The organism is Pseudarthrobacter sp. As-47 (assembly GCF_058215595.1).
The window spans coordinates 3,240,803-3,256,620 of sequence record NZ_CM177088.1 but is presented as its reverse complement, the minus strand read 5'-3'; the positions used below and the strand labels follow the sequence as shown (position 1 = coordinate 3,256,620).

At 67.0% G+C, this 15,818-nt stretch carries 12 protein-coding genes; 9 read left to right on the top strand and 3 right to left on the bottom strand.

Features of this window, described 5'->3' with window-relative positions; translation table 11 throughout:
• Positions 1–9: 9 nt before the first annotated feature.
• The gene (locus AC4BCK_RS15105) at positions 10–1,446 is read right to left on the bottom strand and encodes a PucR family transcriptional regulator (RefSeq protein WP_174181422.1); all 1,437 of its coding nucleotides are present in this window, start codon (positions 1,444–1,446) and stop codon (positions 10–12) included.
• A gap of 168 nt (positions 1,447–1,614) precedes the next feature.
• Between AC4BCK_RS15105 and AC4BCK_RS15100 the strand changes: the two genes are divergently transcribed.
• Together AC4BCK_RS15100 and gabT are read left to right on the top strand one after the other, a co-directional pair.
• A complete protein-coding gene (locus AC4BCK_RS15100; RefSeq protein WP_400618367.1) occupies positions 1,615–3,045 on the top strand; it encodes a gamma-aminobutyraldehyde dehydrogenase in 1,431 nt (476 codons plus the stop codon).
• Between the two features lie 56 nt (positions 3,046–3,101).
• Positions 3,102–4,472 carry a 4-aminobutyrate--2-oxoglutarate transaminase gene (gene gabT, locus AC4BCK_RS15095; RefSeq protein WP_490566075.1) on the top strand — a complete coding sequence of 457 codons (1,371 nt, stop codon included), beginning with the start codon at positions 3,102–3,104 and terminating at the stop codon, positions 4,470–4,472.
• A gap of 131 nt (positions 4,473–4,603) precedes the next feature.
• On the opposite strand, the gene AC4BCK_RS15090 is transcribed toward gabT, so the two are convergent.
• Together AC4BCK_RS15090 and rarD are read right to left on the bottom strand one after the other, a co-directional pair.
• A complete protein-coding gene (locus AC4BCK_RS15090; RefSeq protein ID WP_490566074.1) occupies positions 4,604–5,749 on the bottom strand; it encodes a phytase in 1,146 nt (381 codons plus the stop codon).
• Positions 5,746–6,774: an EamA family transporter RarD gene (gene rarD / locus AC4BCK_RS15085; RefSeq protein WP_400511190.1), complete on the bottom strand. Its 1,029-nt coding sequence runs from the start codon at positions 6,772–6,774 to the stop codon at positions 5,746–5,748. The genes AC4BCK_RS15090 and rarD overlap by 4 nt, the downstream gene beginning before the upstream one ends.
• A gap of 105 nt (positions 6,775–6,879) precedes the next feature.
• Between rarD and AC4BCK_RS15080 the strand changes: the two genes are divergently transcribed.
• The 7 genes from AC4BCK_RS15080 (at position 6,880) to AC4BCK_RS15050 (ending at position 15,756) form a co-directional block, all read left to right on the top strand.
• Positions 6,880–7,878, top strand: coding sequence for a DNA topoisomerase IB (locus AC4BCK_RS15080; protein ID WP_490566073.1), 999 nt, complete (start codon positions 6,880–6,882; stop codon positions 7,876–7,878).
• Between the two features lie 53 nt (positions 7,879–7,931).
• Positions 7,932–9,398, top strand: a complete 1,467-nt coding sequence (locus tag AC4BCK_RS15075; protein WP_400634075.1) for an FAD-dependent oxidoreductase — start codon at positions 7,932–7,934, stop codon at positions 9,396–9,398.
• Between the two features lie 126 nt (positions 9,399–9,524).
• Entirely contained in the window at positions 9,525–10,880 is a 1,356-nt protein-coding gene (locus tag AC4BCK_RS15070; protein WP_490566072.1) for a helix-turn-helix domain-containing protein, read from the top strand.
• A gap of 149 nt (positions 10,881–11,029) precedes the next feature.
• Positions 11,030–12,553 carry an acetaldehyde dehydrogenase ExaC gene (gene exaC / locus AC4BCK_RS15065; RefSeq protein WP_174181438.1) on the top strand — a complete coding sequence of 508 codons (1,524 nt, stop codon included), beginning with the start codon at positions 11,030–11,032 and terminating at the stop codon, positions 12,551–12,553.
• A gap of 56 nt (positions 12,554–12,609) precedes the next feature.
• Complete coding sequence (gene adhP, locus AC4BCK_RS15060) at positions 12,610–13,632, top strand: alcohol dehydrogenase AdhP (protein WP_174181440.1); 1,023 nt, start codon at positions 12,610–12,612, stop codon at positions 13,630–13,632.
• Entirely contained in the window at positions 13,632–14,036 is a 405-nt protein-coding gene (locus AC4BCK_RS15055) for a DUF779 domain-containing protein (protein ID WP_363937134.1), read from the top strand. The genes adhP and AC4BCK_RS15055 overlap by 1 nt, the downstream gene beginning before the upstream one ends.
• 175 nt (positions 14,037–14,211) lie before the next feature.
• Positions 14,212–15,756 carry an amino acid permease gene (locus AC4BCK_RS15050; protein WP_174181445.1) on the top strand — a complete coding sequence of 515 codons (1,545 nt, stop codon included), beginning with the start codon at positions 14,212–14,214 and terminating at the stop codon, positions 15,754–15,756.
• The last annotated feature ends 62 nt before the right edge of the window (positions 15,757–15,818 follow it).

Sequence of the window (15,818 nt, the reverse complement as noted above, 5' to 3'; positions counted from 1 at the left end):
CGCCGGTGGCTACTTGCCCTGCCGGGCGCCCAGCCGGGCCACGGCCAGGGCCAGCCAGAGCTGGACGCGGTCCGTGGTGACGGCGGGGTCGTACCCGGTCAGCTCGGTGATCTGCGCCAGCCGGTAGCGGACCGTGTTCCGGTGCAGCGTGAGTTCCTCCGCCACCGCAGCCACCGAGCCGTTGTTGTTGAGGTAGCTCTCCAGGGTGGTCATCAGCTCCGAGCCGTGGGTGGCATCGAAGGTCCGGAGCGGGTTCAGGGACTCATTGGCCATGTCCGCCAGCGGCACGTCCTCGCTGGCCAGCAGCAGCGATGTGAGGCTCAGCCGCTCCGGTTCGTTGACGGGCAAGCCGTGGCTGGCGGCATCCCGGGCCTCGAAGTAGCTCCACCGCAGGCCGTTCGGTTTGGTGTACGCCCCGCCGATTCCGATGGTCGCGTGGAGGCCCGCCTCGGCGAGGTGGTCACTCAGCTTGCGGGCCAGCGCAGGTGCGCCGCCGCCGTCGTCATTAATCACCAGCACCAGGTCCTTGCCCACGACGGCGGCCACGGCGTTCTCCAGTTCGCGCGGCACGGAGGTGCTCACCAGCGCTTTGTTGTGCGCGGCGGACACGGCCAGCAGCACCACGTTCTTGCGGGTGCTGTTCACGCCCACGCCCGCCAGGCGCCGCTGGGCCTCGCTGGTTTCCAGGGCCCCGTGGATGACGTCCTCGAGGACCTGGCCGCACAATGCCCGCTGGGCCTGGCGCTGCTTGACCATGTTGTTCAGTTCAACGCTGATCAGGTTCTGGGCGTAGCCGATGATGCCTGAATCCTCGAAGGGCTGCCGGACCCACAGGGTGCAGGCGTCCCGCCGGCCGGTGGGGACGGGGTAGGAGGACCATGTGTCGGCCGAGGGAGGTTCGCTGCTGCTGTTGTAGAGCTGGGCCGTGAACTGGGTCAGGGCAACATCGGTGCGCAGCATGCCGCCCAGGTGCTTGAGGAGCTCGGAGAGCCCGCCGCCGGTGAGCAGTGCGCGCGCCAGCACCTGGTGCCCGGCGATCAGCCGTTCGAGCTTCGCGTAGTGGTCCGCGGACTGGGCGTCGGCCACCAGTTTGCCGATGGCGATGAAGGGCGTCTCATAGGGGACCTCCACCACGGGCAGTCCCCAGCGGTTGGCTTCCGCCAGCAGGGCCGGGGGGACTGCCTCGTGCGAGAGCCCCACGCCAAAGCCGATGCCCACGGCGCCGGCCCGCTGCACCTGCCGGACAAAGCGCCGCTGTTCCGGGGCGGACCGCAGGCGCAGGCCGGTGGTGAGGATCAGTTCGCCGCCGTTGATGAAGCGGTGCGGGTCCTCAAGTTCGGTCACGGCCACCCAGTTGATGTCCTGGTGCCAGGTGGTTTCCGCGAGCCCGGCCTTGGTCAGCTTCAGGGAGTTCACACCCAAGAGGGCGGCAAGGGAAATGGCCATGGATCAAGGATAAAGGGGCGCTGGGCAACCGCACTAAAAAGGTTCAGGAAGGGTGTGCAGGTGGCTATTCACGGCGCAAGGGCGCTGGCATAGGCTCTAGGCAGTTCCATCCTTCCGCCCTGAATTCCGCCCGGGCGCGGACGGCCCCTACGAAAGAGGTTGCACACCGTGGTCCAAACCTTGCAGAACTTCATCAACGGGAAGTTCGTCACCCCTGCCGGCACCGCCCTGCTGGACATCGTGAACCCCACGAACGGCGAGGTCGTGGCGCAGTCGCCCGTCTCGGTGCAGGCCGATGTGGACGCTGCCATGACCGCGGCCAAGGACGCCTTCAAAACCTGGAAGCACGTCACCCCGGGCCAGCGCCAGCTCATGCTCCTCAAGCTCGCTGACGCCGTCGAGGCCAACAGCGATGAACTCGTGGAAGCCCAGCACCGCAACACCGGCCAGGTGCGCTCCCTGATCGCCTCGGAGGAGGTGGCCGCCGGTGCCGACCAGCTCCGTTTCTTTGCCGGCGCGGCCCGCATCCTCGAGGGCAAGTCCGCCGGCGAATACTTCGAAGGCCACACCTCCTACGTGCGCCGCGAGCCCATTGGCGTCGTGGCGCAGGTGGCACCCTGGAACTACCCGTTCCTGATGGCCATCTGGAAAATCGGTCCCGCACTGGCAGCCGGTAACACCGTGGTGCTCAAGCCCTCGGACACCACGCCGGAATCCACCCTGGTCCTGGCCCGCCTGGCCGGTGACATCTTTCCGGCCGGCGTCCTGAACGTGGTGCTGGGCACCGGCGAAACCGGCGCAATGATGGTTGACCACAAGGTCCCCGGCCTGGTGTCCATCACCGGCTCCGTCCGCGCCGGCATCGCTGTGGCCTCGGGTGCGGCCAAAGGCCTCAAGCGTGCCCACCTCGAGCTCGGCGGCAAGGCTCCCGCCATTGTCTTCAAGGACGCCGACATCAAGAAGAGCGCGGCGGCGATTGCCGAATTCGCGTTCTTCAACGCAGGGCAGGACTGCACGGCCATCACGCGGGTGCTGGTGGAGGATTCCGTGCACGACGAGGTCGTGGCGGCAATGGTGGAGCACACCAGGACCCTGCGCACGGGCTCGCAGAACGACGAGGACAACTACTTCGGCCCGCTCAACAATATCAACCACTTCAACGCCGTCAGCTCCGTGGTGGAAAACCTGCCGGAGAACTGCAGGATTGTCACCGGCGGCCACCGGGCGGGGGAGAAGGGCTACTTCTTCGAACCCACCATCGTCACCGGCGCCAGGCAGACCGACGACATTGTCCAGAAGGAAACCTTTGGACCCGTCATCACGGTGCAGAAGTTCAGCACCGAGGAGGAGGCCGTTGAACTGGCGAACGACGTTGACTACGCCCTGGCCTCGAGCGTCTGGACCAGCAACCACGGCACGGCCATGCGGCTCAGCCGGGACCTCGATTTCGGTGCCGTCTGGATCAACACCCACATCCTCCTCACCGCCGAAATGCCCCACGGCGGTTTCAAGCAGTCCGGCTACGGCAAGGACCTCTCCATGTACGGCGTGGAGGACTACACGCGCATCAAGCACGTCATGTCCGCCCTCGACGCGTAACCGCGCCTTCCATTTCGACCGCACCAAATCCCAGGCTTCAAAGAAAGGCCTCCTCCATGACCACCACAGCATCAGACATCACCTTCCGCCTGGAGCAGAAGCGCCGGGTCCAGGCTGACTTCCCCGGACCCAAGTCCGTGGCCCTGACGGAACGCCGCAAGGCAGTTGTCGCCGCCGGCGTCGCCTCCAGCGTCCCCGTCTACGTTGCAGACGCCAACGGCGGGATCATCCACGACGTCGACGGCAACTCCTTCATCGACCTCGGCTCGGGCATCGCCGTGACGAGCGTCGGCGCGTCCGATCCCGCCGTCGTCGGGGCCGTCAAGGAAGCCGTGGAGCACTTCACCCACACCTGCTTCATGGTGACCCCCTACGAGGGCTACGTGGCGGTGGCCGAACAGCTGAACCGCCTCACCCCGGGCAGCCACGAGAAGCGCACCGTCCTCTTCAACTCCGGCGCCGAGGCTGTGGAGAACGCCGTCAAGGTGGCCCGTCTCGCCACCGGACGCGACGCCGTCGTGGCGTTCGACCACGCCTACCACGGCCGGACCAACCTCACCATGGCGCTCACCGCCAAGGCCATGCCGTACAAGACCAACTTCGGCCCGTTCGCGCCCGAGGTCTACCGCATGCCCATGAGCTACCCCTACCGCGAGGAAAACCCGGAGATCACCGGTGCCGAGGCCGCCAAGCGTGCCATCACCATGATCGAAAAGCAGATCGGCGGGGACCAGGTTGCCGCGATCATCATCGAACCCATCCAGGGCGAGGGCGGCTTCATCGTCCCCGCCGAGGGGTTCCTCCCGGCACTGGCCGCATGGGCCAAGGACAAGGGCATCGTCTTCATCGCGGACGAGGTCCAGTCCGGCTTCTGCCGCACCGGTGAATGGTTCGCCGTCAACCACGAGGGCGTTGTTCCGGACATCCTGACCATGGCCAAGGGCATCGCCGGCGGCATGCCGCTGTCCGCCATCACCGGCCGGGCAGACCTTCTGGACGCCGTCCACCCGGGCGGCCTGGGCGGCACCTACGGCGGCAACCCGGTTGCCTGCGCCGCTGCGCTGGCCTCCATTGGCTCCATGGAGGAGTACAACCTCAACGGGCGTGCCCGCCACATCGAGGAACTCGCCACCGGCCGGCTCCGCGAACTCCAGTCCGAGCTCGCCGCCGCCGGGACCGCCGTGATCGGTGACATCCGCGGCCGCGGCGCCATGCTGGCCATTGAACTGGTCCAGGCAGGCTCCAAGGAACCCAACCCGGAACTGACCAAGGCCGTGGCCGCTGCCTGCCTGAAGGAAGGCGTCATCATCCTGACGTGCGGAACCTACGGCAACGTGATCCGCCTGCTGCCGCCGCTGGTCATCACCGATGACCTGCTCAACGACGGCCTGGACGTCCTCGCCGCCGCCATCAGGGCCAACGCGTAACACCCCGCCCCTAACCAACGCCCCCGCAAAGGCGCACACAGCCCCAGGCCCCGGAGAGCATGCTTCCGGGGCCTGGGGCTTTCCTGTTTGGGCAGCGGTTGTCCGGGGAACGCCTGCCGGGGCGGTCCGGATCAGCGAAGGACGGAGTCCAGCGGAATGTACTTCAGGTTGGACGTTGTCCCGCCGCTGTTCTCTTCGTCGTGGACCACCAGGAGCCCCTGTTCAAACTGCGGCCCGGCGTCCAGTGCCGTCACGTCCAGGCCGTCGGTTCCGGACACGCCGTCGATATCCCCATTGCCACCCACACTGAACTTCCTGACGAAGGCGTTGCTGCCGGACCGCTCATAGATGGCAATGGTGGAGTCGCCCTGGCTGGACACGAAAAGGTGCCCTGATCCGCCGGGGCCGTAGCTGATGCCCAGCCCCTCCACGTCTGCCACGAGCCGCCCTGCACCGGTTTTGTCCACGGCGGTCCGTTCCTTGCCGGCGTCGGGTTCGGCGCTGTACTTCCACACGCCGACGTCTTCCTGCGCGATGTAGAGGTGCCCCAGCTCGTCGTCCGCCACGCAGCTTTCCGTGATGCTGCTGACCGGAAGCTCCCTGACGAGCTCCGCCTCCACCCGGCCTTCGCCGTCGTCAGCCAACTCGAACTGTTGGATGGGTCCTTCCTCGTTCGGGGTGACAAAGGCGTAGAACTTGCCGCTGGCGCTGCTGCGGTACATGCAGAAGCCGTAGTTGGGTGCGAACGTCTGAATGTCGCCTGCCGCTACGGGTGTGAGTTCCCGGGTCTGTGTGTCCAGGGTCCACAGGGCCAGGGTGTCGTCCGTCCGGTTGTTCCCGCCCACCAGCACGGCCGTTTCCCCGGACAGCGGGAACCCTGTCCTCAGGTCGACGTTGCCGATCTTCCCGTCCGGACGGAAATGGATCAGTTCGCCGTCCATCCCAAAGACAGCGATGCCCCCGTCCGTGTCTGCCTTGTTGTCCGCGATCACCACGCTGTTGGCCGGATTGGCGGGGTCCACCCAAATGGCCGCGTCATCCGCCACGTCTCCTGACCCCGAGAAGCTGGACGTTTCCACCGCGGGTCCCCCTGCCGCCGGGGCCGTTGCCGTTGTGGCGGGCGGGGAAGGTTCAGGGCTGGCAGGCCCGGGCGGCCGGTCCCCTGGCGGAAGGGTGGTGATCAGCACCAGCGCCGCCAGGACGGCAAGCGCGAGGAGCGCGGCGACGGTGATACGGATGCGGGTACGCCTGGTGCTTCCCGCGGCAGGAGAGGTCATGTGCCCCGCTTTGCGCGCCGGGCCACCGAGTTCCTCCGCGCCGTCCCCAGCATGTCCACGGTCAGGACGGCCAGGGCCAGCCACACCACGCCGAACCCGATCCAGCGGTCCACGGTCATCGCTTCCCTGAACACCACGAGGGCAATGATGAACTGCAGGACGGGGGCGCAGTATTGGAGGAGGCCGATGGTGGTCATGGGCAGCCTGCGGGCGGAAGCGCCGAAGAACAGCAGCGGAACCGCGGTGATCACCCCGGACGCCACCAGGAGCCAGAAGTGGCCGGGACCCTGCGTGGTGAGGGTGTCGGTTCCCGTCGCTGCCAGTAAGATCATGGTGGCGGCTGCGAACGGGGCCAGCACCATGGTTTCCACGCTGAGGCTCGTGACGGCGTCCACCCGCGGCCCCACCCGTTTCTTAACGAACCCGTACAGGCCAAAGCTGAACGCCAGGGTCAGCGCGATCCAGGGGAGCTTGCCGTAGGAGTACGTCAGGACGCCCACCGCCACAAACCCGATGCCGACGGCGGCCCACTGCAGCGGCCGCAGCTTTTCCTTCAGGACAAACACGCCGAGCAGCACGGACACCAGCGGGTTAATAAAGTACCCGAGGGACGCCTCAACGGCCTGTCCTGTGGTGACTCCATAGGTGTAGGTAAGCCAGTTGACGGCGATCAGGAGGGCGGCCAGGGCCAGGGATCCGAACACAGCGCGGTTCCGGAGGGCCTGGGCCAGGGCGGACCAGGCACGGGTGACCGTGATGAGGAGTGCGCAGAACAGCAGCGACCACACCACCCGGTTGGCCACGATTTCGACGGCGCCGGCCGGCATGAGCACAAAGAAGTACAGCGGGAGCAGCCCCCACAGCCCGTAGGCGGCGATGCCGAAGAGGACTCCCGCCGTCGTCTCCTTGTCCACTGCCTTGGGCCCCGCTGCCGGGGAAGAAGGGCCGGGGGAGGAACCGGCGGCAGCCGCGGGAGCCGGGGCGCTGAGGGAGGACGATCCGTCGGGAGAGGGCACGAAACCCATAACACCACCTCAGTGGCAGGTATTCCAGCAGGCAGGACATGCAATCCGGGAAATAGTCAGTAGGCTTGCTTTCATGACATTCGCGAAGCGGCCGGGCACGGCCCTGTGAGGCTCCGTCGCAGCAACGCCTCAGGCCGGGGCTACCGCCGTGTCGCCGCCGGCAAGGGCTTCAGCTACCGGGACCTCGATGGTTCAACGCTGCCGCCCGGCCCCGTCCGGGACCGGCTGGAGAGCATTGGTATCCCGCCGGCCTGGACCGACGTCTGGATTGCCCCGTTTGAGAACGGGCACATACAGGCCACCGGGCTGGATGCCGTGGGCCGGCGCCAGTACATCTACCATCCGGAATGGCGGGAACGGAAGGACCGGGTCAAGTTCGACCGCGCCCTGCAGCTGGCCGAATCGCTGCCTGCTGCCCGGCGCCGGGTCACCATGGACCTGCGCGGGGAAGGGTTCCCGCGCGAGCGTGTCCTCGCCGGCGCTTTCAGGATGCTGGACAGCGGGTCCCTGCGGGTGGGGTCCGAACGGTACACGAACGAGAACGGCAGCCACGGGCTGGCCACCCTGCTGTGTGCCCATGTCCAGGTGCGCAAGGACCGGGTCCACCTGAGTTTCCCGGCCAAGAGCGGCAAGGACTGGGAATCTGAAATCCGCGACGCCGACCTCGCCGCCCTGCTGCGCCTGCTCAAGCGCCGCGGCGGAAACGCCAGGCTCCTGGCGTACAAGGAGGGCCGGCGCTGGCGTCCTGTCACCAGCGCGGACATCAACGCCTACGTGAAGGAGCGGACCGGCTCGGACTTCACCGCCAAGGACTTCCGGACCCTGCGCGGGACCGCGGCTGCCGCCGCCAGCCTGGCACGGACCGGCCCGCAGCGGACGGCCGCCAAGCGCAAGCGTGCCATCAGCCGGGCCATGGTTGACGCGTCCGAGGTGCTGGGCAACACCCCGTCCATCGCCCGCAAGAGCTACGTGGACCCGCGCGTGCTGGACCACTACCACGAGGGCGAAACCATCGACCCCAAACGGCCCGACTCCGCCGAGGCCGAGCTCCGGGCGCTGGTTTACCGGGAAGGCGACGTGGTTCCGCTGGCGAAAAGCGGCTGAGGCCTAGAATAGGGGACTGTGCGCTACCTGTTCGGCGCGACGTCATGCATCAGATGATCAGTTCAGAAGGGCTTCCGGTGTCCAACCACAGCGAAACCACGTCTTCCCGTCCCCTCCGCGTCGCCATTGTGGGCGCGGGACCGGCGGGCGTCTACGCTGCGGACATCCTGACCAAGTCCAGCGGGGTCAAGGACGGCGACTTCGAGGTCAGCATCGACCTGTTTGAGGCCTACCCGGCGCCGTATGGCCTGATCCGTTACGGCGTGGCCCCGGACCATCCCCGCATCAAGGGCATCGTCAACGCGCTGCACAAGGTCCTGGACCGCGGCGACATCCGGTTCCTGGGCAACGTGACCTATGGCCGTGACCTCACCCTCCACGACTTCCGCGCCTTCTACGACGCCGTGATCTTCTCCACCGGCGCCGTCAAGGACGCGGACCTGGACATCCCCGGCATCGACCTGCAGGGCTCGTTCGGCGGTGCGGACTTCGTCTCCTGGTACGACGGCCACCCGGACGTGCCGCGCGAATGGCCGCTTGAGGCCAAGGAAATCGCCGTGATCGGCAACGGCAACGTGGCCCTGGACGTGGCGCGGATGCTGGTCAAGCACCCCGAAGAGCTGCTGAGCACCGAGATCCCGGACAACGTGTACGCCGGCCTGAAGGCTTCCCCGGTCACGGACGTGCATGTGTTTGGCCGCCGCGGCCCTGCCCAGGTGAAGTTCACGCCGCTGGAGCTGCGCGAACTGAGCCACATGAACGACGTGGACATTGTGCTCTACCCCGAAGACTTCGAATTCGATGAAGCCTCCGATGAAGCCATCCGCAGCAACAACCAGATCAAGACCATGGTGAACACCCTCACCAACTGGCTGGTGGAGGAACACGCCGAGTCCGAGAATCCGTCCTCCCGGCGGCTGCACCTGCACTTCCTGCACAGCCCCGTGGAGGTACTTGCCGAAGGCGGGGACAGCGGCACGGGCAAGGTGGGCGGCATCAAGTTCGAGCGCATGCAGCTGGACGGCACCGGCAACGTGAAAGGCACAGGGGAGTACATCGAATACCCCGTCCAGGCGGTCTACCGGGCCATCGGCTACCACGGCTCCGCCCTGGACGAACTCGAGTACGACGCCAAGCGGGGCGTCATCCCCAACGAAGGCGGCCGCGTCCTGGACGCCGAAGGCAACCCGGTTCCCGGCATCTACGCCACCGGCTGGATCAAGCGGGGACCGGTGGGCCTGATCGGCCACACCAAGGGCGACGCCCTGGAGACCATCGGCTTCCTGCTCGAGGACCGGCTAACCCTGCCGCCGGCCCAGAACCCCGACCCCCAGGCCATCATCGACCTGCTGGAAGAGCGCGGCATCGAATACACCACGTGGGAGGGCTGGAACAGGCTGGACGCCCACGAGGCACAGCTCGGTGCGGCCTGGACCGGTCCGGAAGGCCTGGACCACGTGGACCGCGAACGCATCAAGGTGGTGCCGCGCGAGGAGATGATCCGCATCTCCCGCGGCTGACCCACCCCGCGACCCCGGCTGGGAGGCTAGGTGGGGGAGGAGGGCCGCGCTACAATGGCCACCACCCCTTGGCCGGCAGCGTGCGGCCATGTCCCCTGCAGACGGATTGCAGCAACCAGGAGTTCGATGACGAACCTCACCCAGCCCGGCGCCGGCGAGTCGCTGCAGCTCCGCGCCCTGGCCGCGCACGAGCAGCTCGACGGCGGCACGTTCGCCGATGCGCCTGAGCTGCCCGGCCTGCGTGCACTGATCCGCGAATCCTGGCAGCGGTCGGCAGGCTTCAAAGCGAACCCGGACAATCCGGCGGCCCCGCTGGCCATGGACCTGGACGAACTGGACGACTACCGCAGGCAGCACCCCCTTGCCGCCATCATGCCGGTGATCAACAAACTCCTGGTGCAGCCCAGCCATGACAGCGGCCTGCTGGTGGCGGTGGGCGACGAAGTGGGCAGGCTGCTGTGGGTTGACGGGGACCCCGCTCTGCAGCGGCGGGCTGAAGGCATGATGTTCGTCCCGGGCGCCGACTGGTCCGAAGCCACAGTTGGCACCAGCGCGCCCGGAACCGCCCTGGCCCTGGGCCGGGGCATCCAGATCTCCGGTGCCGAGCACTACCAGCGGACGGTCCACCCGTGGAGCTGCACCGCTGTTCCTTTCCACGATCCGGATTCCGGTGCCGTCCTGGGCGTCGTGGACATTACCGGCACGGCCACGGCGGTGGCACCCCACACGTTGTCGCTCGTCGAGGCGACCGTGGCCGCCGCGCAGGCGCAGCTGCGCGTTGAACGGCTGCAGCTGGCGGCGTCGCTGGCCAGCAGGCCCGCACGACGGCGGAGCCAGGGCAGCGCTTCCCGGTTACCGGGGGCAGGGGCGAAGGAAGGCAGCCTGTACCGCAACAGCCTCCAGCTGCTGGGCCGGGACCAGGCCCTGCTCAGCATCGAAGGCAAAACCGTGGTGCTGTCCGCCCGGCACAGCGAAATCCTCGCCCTGCTGAGCTGGCATCCTGACGGACTGAGCGCCGAGGAACTCAGCGTCCTCCTGTACCCGGGCGACGGCTCCACCATGACCCTGCGTGCCGAAATGGTCAGGCTGCGCAAGGTCCTGCAGCAGCTCAACCCGGCCGCCGTGCCGGAGTCCAGGCCTTACAAGCTCAGCATGGACCTTGTTCCGGACAGCGGACAGGTCCTGAACTGCCTGCAGCGCGGCGCCCACCGGATCGCGCTCGAGATCTATCGCGGCGCCGTCCTGCCCAAGTCCGAGGCGCCCGGCATCATCGACCTTCGGGACAGGGTCTCGTCCCTGATGCGCGAAGCCGTCCTCACCGACGGCAGCGCCGAAACGCTGCTCCGGTACGCGGAGCTGCCGGAGGCGAGGGACGACGTCGGGGTCCGCCGTGCCGCCCTGAAACTGCTGCCTGCCCGCTCGCCCAAGCGTGCCGCCGTCGTCGCAGACCTGGAGCGGCTGGAAGCCGAGCTCAGCGCCTAGGCGCCTGCCGCCGTCGTTCCATCCGGCAACCTTTCTGTGAGCTGGGCCACTCCCGTGCAACCTGGCTGCAACCTTTGCCCTCCTACGCTGAGTGCAACGGCGGAGGCCATGACCCGGCCTCCGCCCCATGCACAGCAAAGGAGCTAGCAATGACTGTTTACGCCCAGCCCGGTACCGAGGGTTCGAAGGTCACCTTCAAGGACCGCTACGAGAACTGGATCGGCGGCGAGTGGGTGGCCCCCGTCAAGGGCCAGTACTTCGAAAACGTCACCCCCGTCACGGGCAAGGTCTTCTGCGAGGTGGCCCGCGGAACAGCGGAGGACATTGAACTGGCACTCGACGCCGCGCACAAGGTTGCACCGTCTTGGGGCAAGACCTCCGTGGCCGAGCGCGCCGCGATCCTGAACAAGATCGCTGACCGGATCGACGAGAACCTGGAAATGCTGGCCGTCGCCGAGTCCTGGGACAACGGCAAGCCCATCCGCGAAACCCTCAACGCCGACATGCCCCTGGCCGCGGACCACTTCCGCTACTTCGCCTCTGCCGTCCGCGCCCAGGAGGGCCGGCTCTCGCAGCTCGACGAGGACACCACGGCCTACCACTACCACGAGCCGCTCGGCGTCGTCGGCCAGATCATCCCCTGGAACTTCCCCATCCTGATGGCCGTCTGGAAGCTCGCTCCCGCGCTCGCCGCAGGCAACGCCGTGGTGCTCAAGCCCGCCGAGCAGACGCCGTCGTCCATCCTGGTCCTGATGGAGCTCATCGGCGACCTGCTCCCCGCCGGCGTCCTGAACGTGGTCAACGGCTTCGGCGTCGAGGCCGGAAAGCCGCTCGCGTCCAGCCCCCGCATCCGCAAGATCGCCTTCACGGGCGAGACCACCACGGGCCGGCTGATCAGCCAGTACGCCAGCCAGAACCTCATCCCCGTCACCCTCGAGCTCGGCGGCAAGAGTCCCAACATCTTCTTCAACGACGTCGCCCAGGAAAACGACGCCTTCTACGACAAGGCACAGGAAGGCTTCGCGCTGTTCGCCTTCAACCAGGGCGAGGTGTGCACCTGCCCGTCCCGCGCCCTCGTCCAGGAAGACATCTACGAGTCCTTCATGGCCGACGCCGTTGCCCGGGTGGAGAAGATGGTGCAGGGCAACCCGCTGGACACCGAGACCCAGGTGGGCGCCCAGGCCTCCAACGACCAGCTCGAGAAGATCCTGTCCTACATCGACATCGGAAAGCAGGAAGGCGCCAAGGTCCTGACCGGCGGCGCCCGCGCCGAACTGCCCGGCGACCTCGCCGGCGGTTTCTACGTCCAGCCCACGGTCTTCGAGGGCCACAACAAGATGCGGATCTTCCAGGAGGAGATCTTCGGCCCGGTGGTCGCCGTGACGAAGTTCAGCGACTACAACGAGGCCATGGGCCTCGCCAACGACACCCTGTACGGCCTCGGCGCCGGCGTCTGGTCGCGCAACGGCAACGTCGCGTACCGGGCGGGCCGGGAAATCCAGGCCGGCCGTGTCTGGGTGAACAACTACCACGCCTACCCGGCCGGGGCCGCGTTCGGCGGCTACAAGTCCTCAGGCATCGGACGTGAGAACCACGCCATGATGCTGGACCACTACCAGCAGACCAAGAACCTGCTGGTCAGCTACAACGAAAACAAGCTCGGCTTCTTCTAGGAACCGCCGCTGCACCCCCGCCCACACCCAGCTACAACGACGCAAGGATTTCGCCAATGACGACGAGAATGCAAGCAGCAGTAGTAACCGAATTCGGCAAGGACCTCCAGGTCCAGGACCTCGAGATTCCCACACCGGGTCCGGGACAGGCGCTGGTCAAGGTCCTGACCACCGGCGTCTGCCACACCGACCTCCACGCCGCAGAAGGCGACTGGCCCGTCAAGCCCTCGCCGCCCTTCATCCCCGGCCACGAGGGCGTGGGGGAAGTGGTGGCCCTCGGCGAGGGCGTCACCGACCTGGCCGTCGGTGACCTGGTGGGCAACGCCTGGCTCTGGTCCGCCTGCGGCGACTGCCAGTACTGCCGCACCGGCTGGGAAACCCTCTGCGAAGCGCAGAAGAATGCCGGCTACAGCGTGGACGGCTCGTTCGGCGAGTACATGCTGGTGGACTCGCGGTTCGCCGCCCGCATACCGGCGGGATCCGACCCCGTCGAGGTGGCGCCGGTGCTGTGCGCCGGCGTCACCGTCTACAAGGGCCTGAAGATGACCGAGGCCAAGCCAGGCCAGTGGGTCACCATCTCCGGCATCGGCGGCCTGGGCCACATCGCCGTCCAGTACGCGGTGGCCATGGGCCTCCGGGTGGCTGCCGTGGACATCGCCGACGACAAGCTCGCCCTGGCGAAGGCCCACGGCGCCGAACTGACGGTCAACGCCCTGCACGAGGACCCGGTGGAAGTCATCCAGCGCGAAACAGGAGGTTGCCATGGCGTCCTGGTCACGGCCGTGCACCCGTCAGCTTTCGGCCAGGCCATCGGCATGGCACGCCGTGGCGGGACGATCGTGTTCAACGGGCTGCCGCCCGGCGACTTTCCCGCACCGATCTTCGAGATTGTGCTCAAGGGCCTGACGGTCCGCGGTTCAATCGTGGGAACCCGGCAGGACATGGAGGAAGCGCTGGACTTCTACGCGCAGGGCAAGATCCACCCCACCGTCTCAGTCCGGGAGCTCTCGGAAATCAACGCGGTGCTGGACGAGATGAAGCACGCCAAGATCGACGGCCGCGTGGTCCTGAGGTTCTGATGCAGGACACGCTGAAGTCCGCGGTGACGCTGCCCGGGGAAGATTTCTCCCGGGTGGCGCTCACCCCGGCCGCCGTGCAGCTGCTGCGGAAGCTGTGGCTGCAGCACGGGCCGCTCATGTTCCACCAGTCCGGCGGCTGCTGTGACGGGTCCTCGCCCATGTGCTATCCGGCGGGCGACTTCATCACCGCGGAAGCAGACGTCCTGCTGGGCCTCTTCGACCTCTCCGACGGACTGGAACCGCGGCCCCTGGAATTCTGGATGTCCCGGGAACAATTCAGCTACTGGAGCCACACCCACCTGACAGTGGACGTGGTGCCGGGACGCGGAAGCGGCTTCTCCGTGGAAGCGCCGGAGGGCAAACGGTTCCTGATCCGCTCCACCCTCATGGACTGGCCTGCCTGATAATTCGGCTGAACCGGACGTGGGACCCTCCATCCGGAGGGTCCCACGTGCGTTTGCAGGAACAAAGTTTGGCATATCGCGTGTCTCACCATTCGGAACAATTCGGCCCGTCCAGTGGATGGACACTAGCGTTAGGAGGTCTGTTTCCAGCCGAAACCAGGATTGTGATCTCCCTATGAACCTTCTCCGGACCAAATCCATCGAGCAGTCGATGGCCGACGCCGATGAGCCCGGACGCAAGCTCAAGCGTTCCCTCAGCACCTGGGACCTGATGATCATGGGCGTCGCGGTGGCTGTCGGCGCCGGCATCTTCTCCGTGGGCGCCAAGGCAGCAGCCAACTTCTCGGGACCGGCCGTGACGCTGTCCTTTGCCGTCGCCGCGGTCACCTGCGCGCTGGCCATCATGTGCTACGCCGAGTTCGCCACCGCCATCCCCGTGGCAGGCTCCGCCTATGTCTTCACCTACGCCACCATGGGCGAACTCCTGGCCTGGATCATCGGCTGGAACCTGATCCTGGAACTCTTCACCGCCGCTGCGGTCATCGCCAAGTACTGGGGCATTTACCTCAGCAAGGTGTTCGCCCTCATGGGGGCCGATATCCCGCCGGCGGTCTCCCTGGGCGGGGTTGACCTTTACTGGGGCGCCTTCCTGATCGTCGCCGTCTTCACCGTGCTGCTGGTCCTTGGCACCAAGCTGTCCGCCCGCGTGGGCAACATCTTCACCCTGATCAAGATCGGCGTCGTCCTCTTTGTGATCGTGGTGGGCTTTACCTACGTGAAGTTCGAAAACTACGCCCCGTTCGTTCCCGCCGCTGAGCCCACCGGCGGCACGGGCACCGCCGACGTCCTCAAGCAGTCGTTCTTCGGCTTCCTGACCGGCGCGGCCCCGGCCCAGTACGGCACCCTGGGCATCTTTGCCGGCGCCGCCCTGGTGTTCTTCGCCTTCATCGGATTCGACGTGGTGGCCACCTCCGCCGAGGAAGTGAAGAACCCGCAGAAGACCCTGCCGCGCGGCATCTTCGGCGGACTGGCCCTGGTGACCCTGCTCTACATCCTGGTCTCCCTGGCCCTGACCGGCATGGTGTCCTACACGCAGCTGGCCGAGGCGGAGAACCCCACCCTCACCACCGCTTTCGAAGCCGTGGGCGACACCTCGGCCGCCAAGGTCATCGCCTTCGGCTCGCTGGTGGGCCTGACCACCGTGATCATGGTGCTCCTTATGGGCCTGTCCCGCGTGGTTCTCGCCATGAGCCGCGATGGCCTCCTGCCCCGGGCGCTGTCCAGGACCAGCGAGAAGCGTTCGACGCCGGTGCGCCTCCAGGTCATCTGCGGCGCCGCTGTTGCACTGGTGGCTGGCCTGACCAACGTGGACCTGCTGGAGGAAATGATCAACATCGGAACGCTGTCCGCGTTCGTGGTGGTAAGCCTCGGCATCCTGGTGCTCCGCAAGAAGCGCCCCGACCTGAAGCCCGCCTTCCGCGTCCCCTTCGGGAAGGTCCTGCCCATCGTGTCCGCAGTGCTGTGCCTCTACCTCATGACCAACCTTGCGGTGGAGACGTGGATCTTCTTCGCCGTCTGGCTGGTCATTGGCATGGCGATCTACTTCGCCTACGGCCAGCGCCACTCCCGCCTCAACGAGCGGTTCGGCGACGCCAGCAGTGCGGTTAACGGAACGGCCTCCGGCGGGGTGCGCGACGGCGACGAGCTCACCCGCGTCTGACCCCGTTTCCCCGAATGCCCGCCCAGGCCTGCCCGGGCGGGCATTCGCATGCCCGGCTTCCG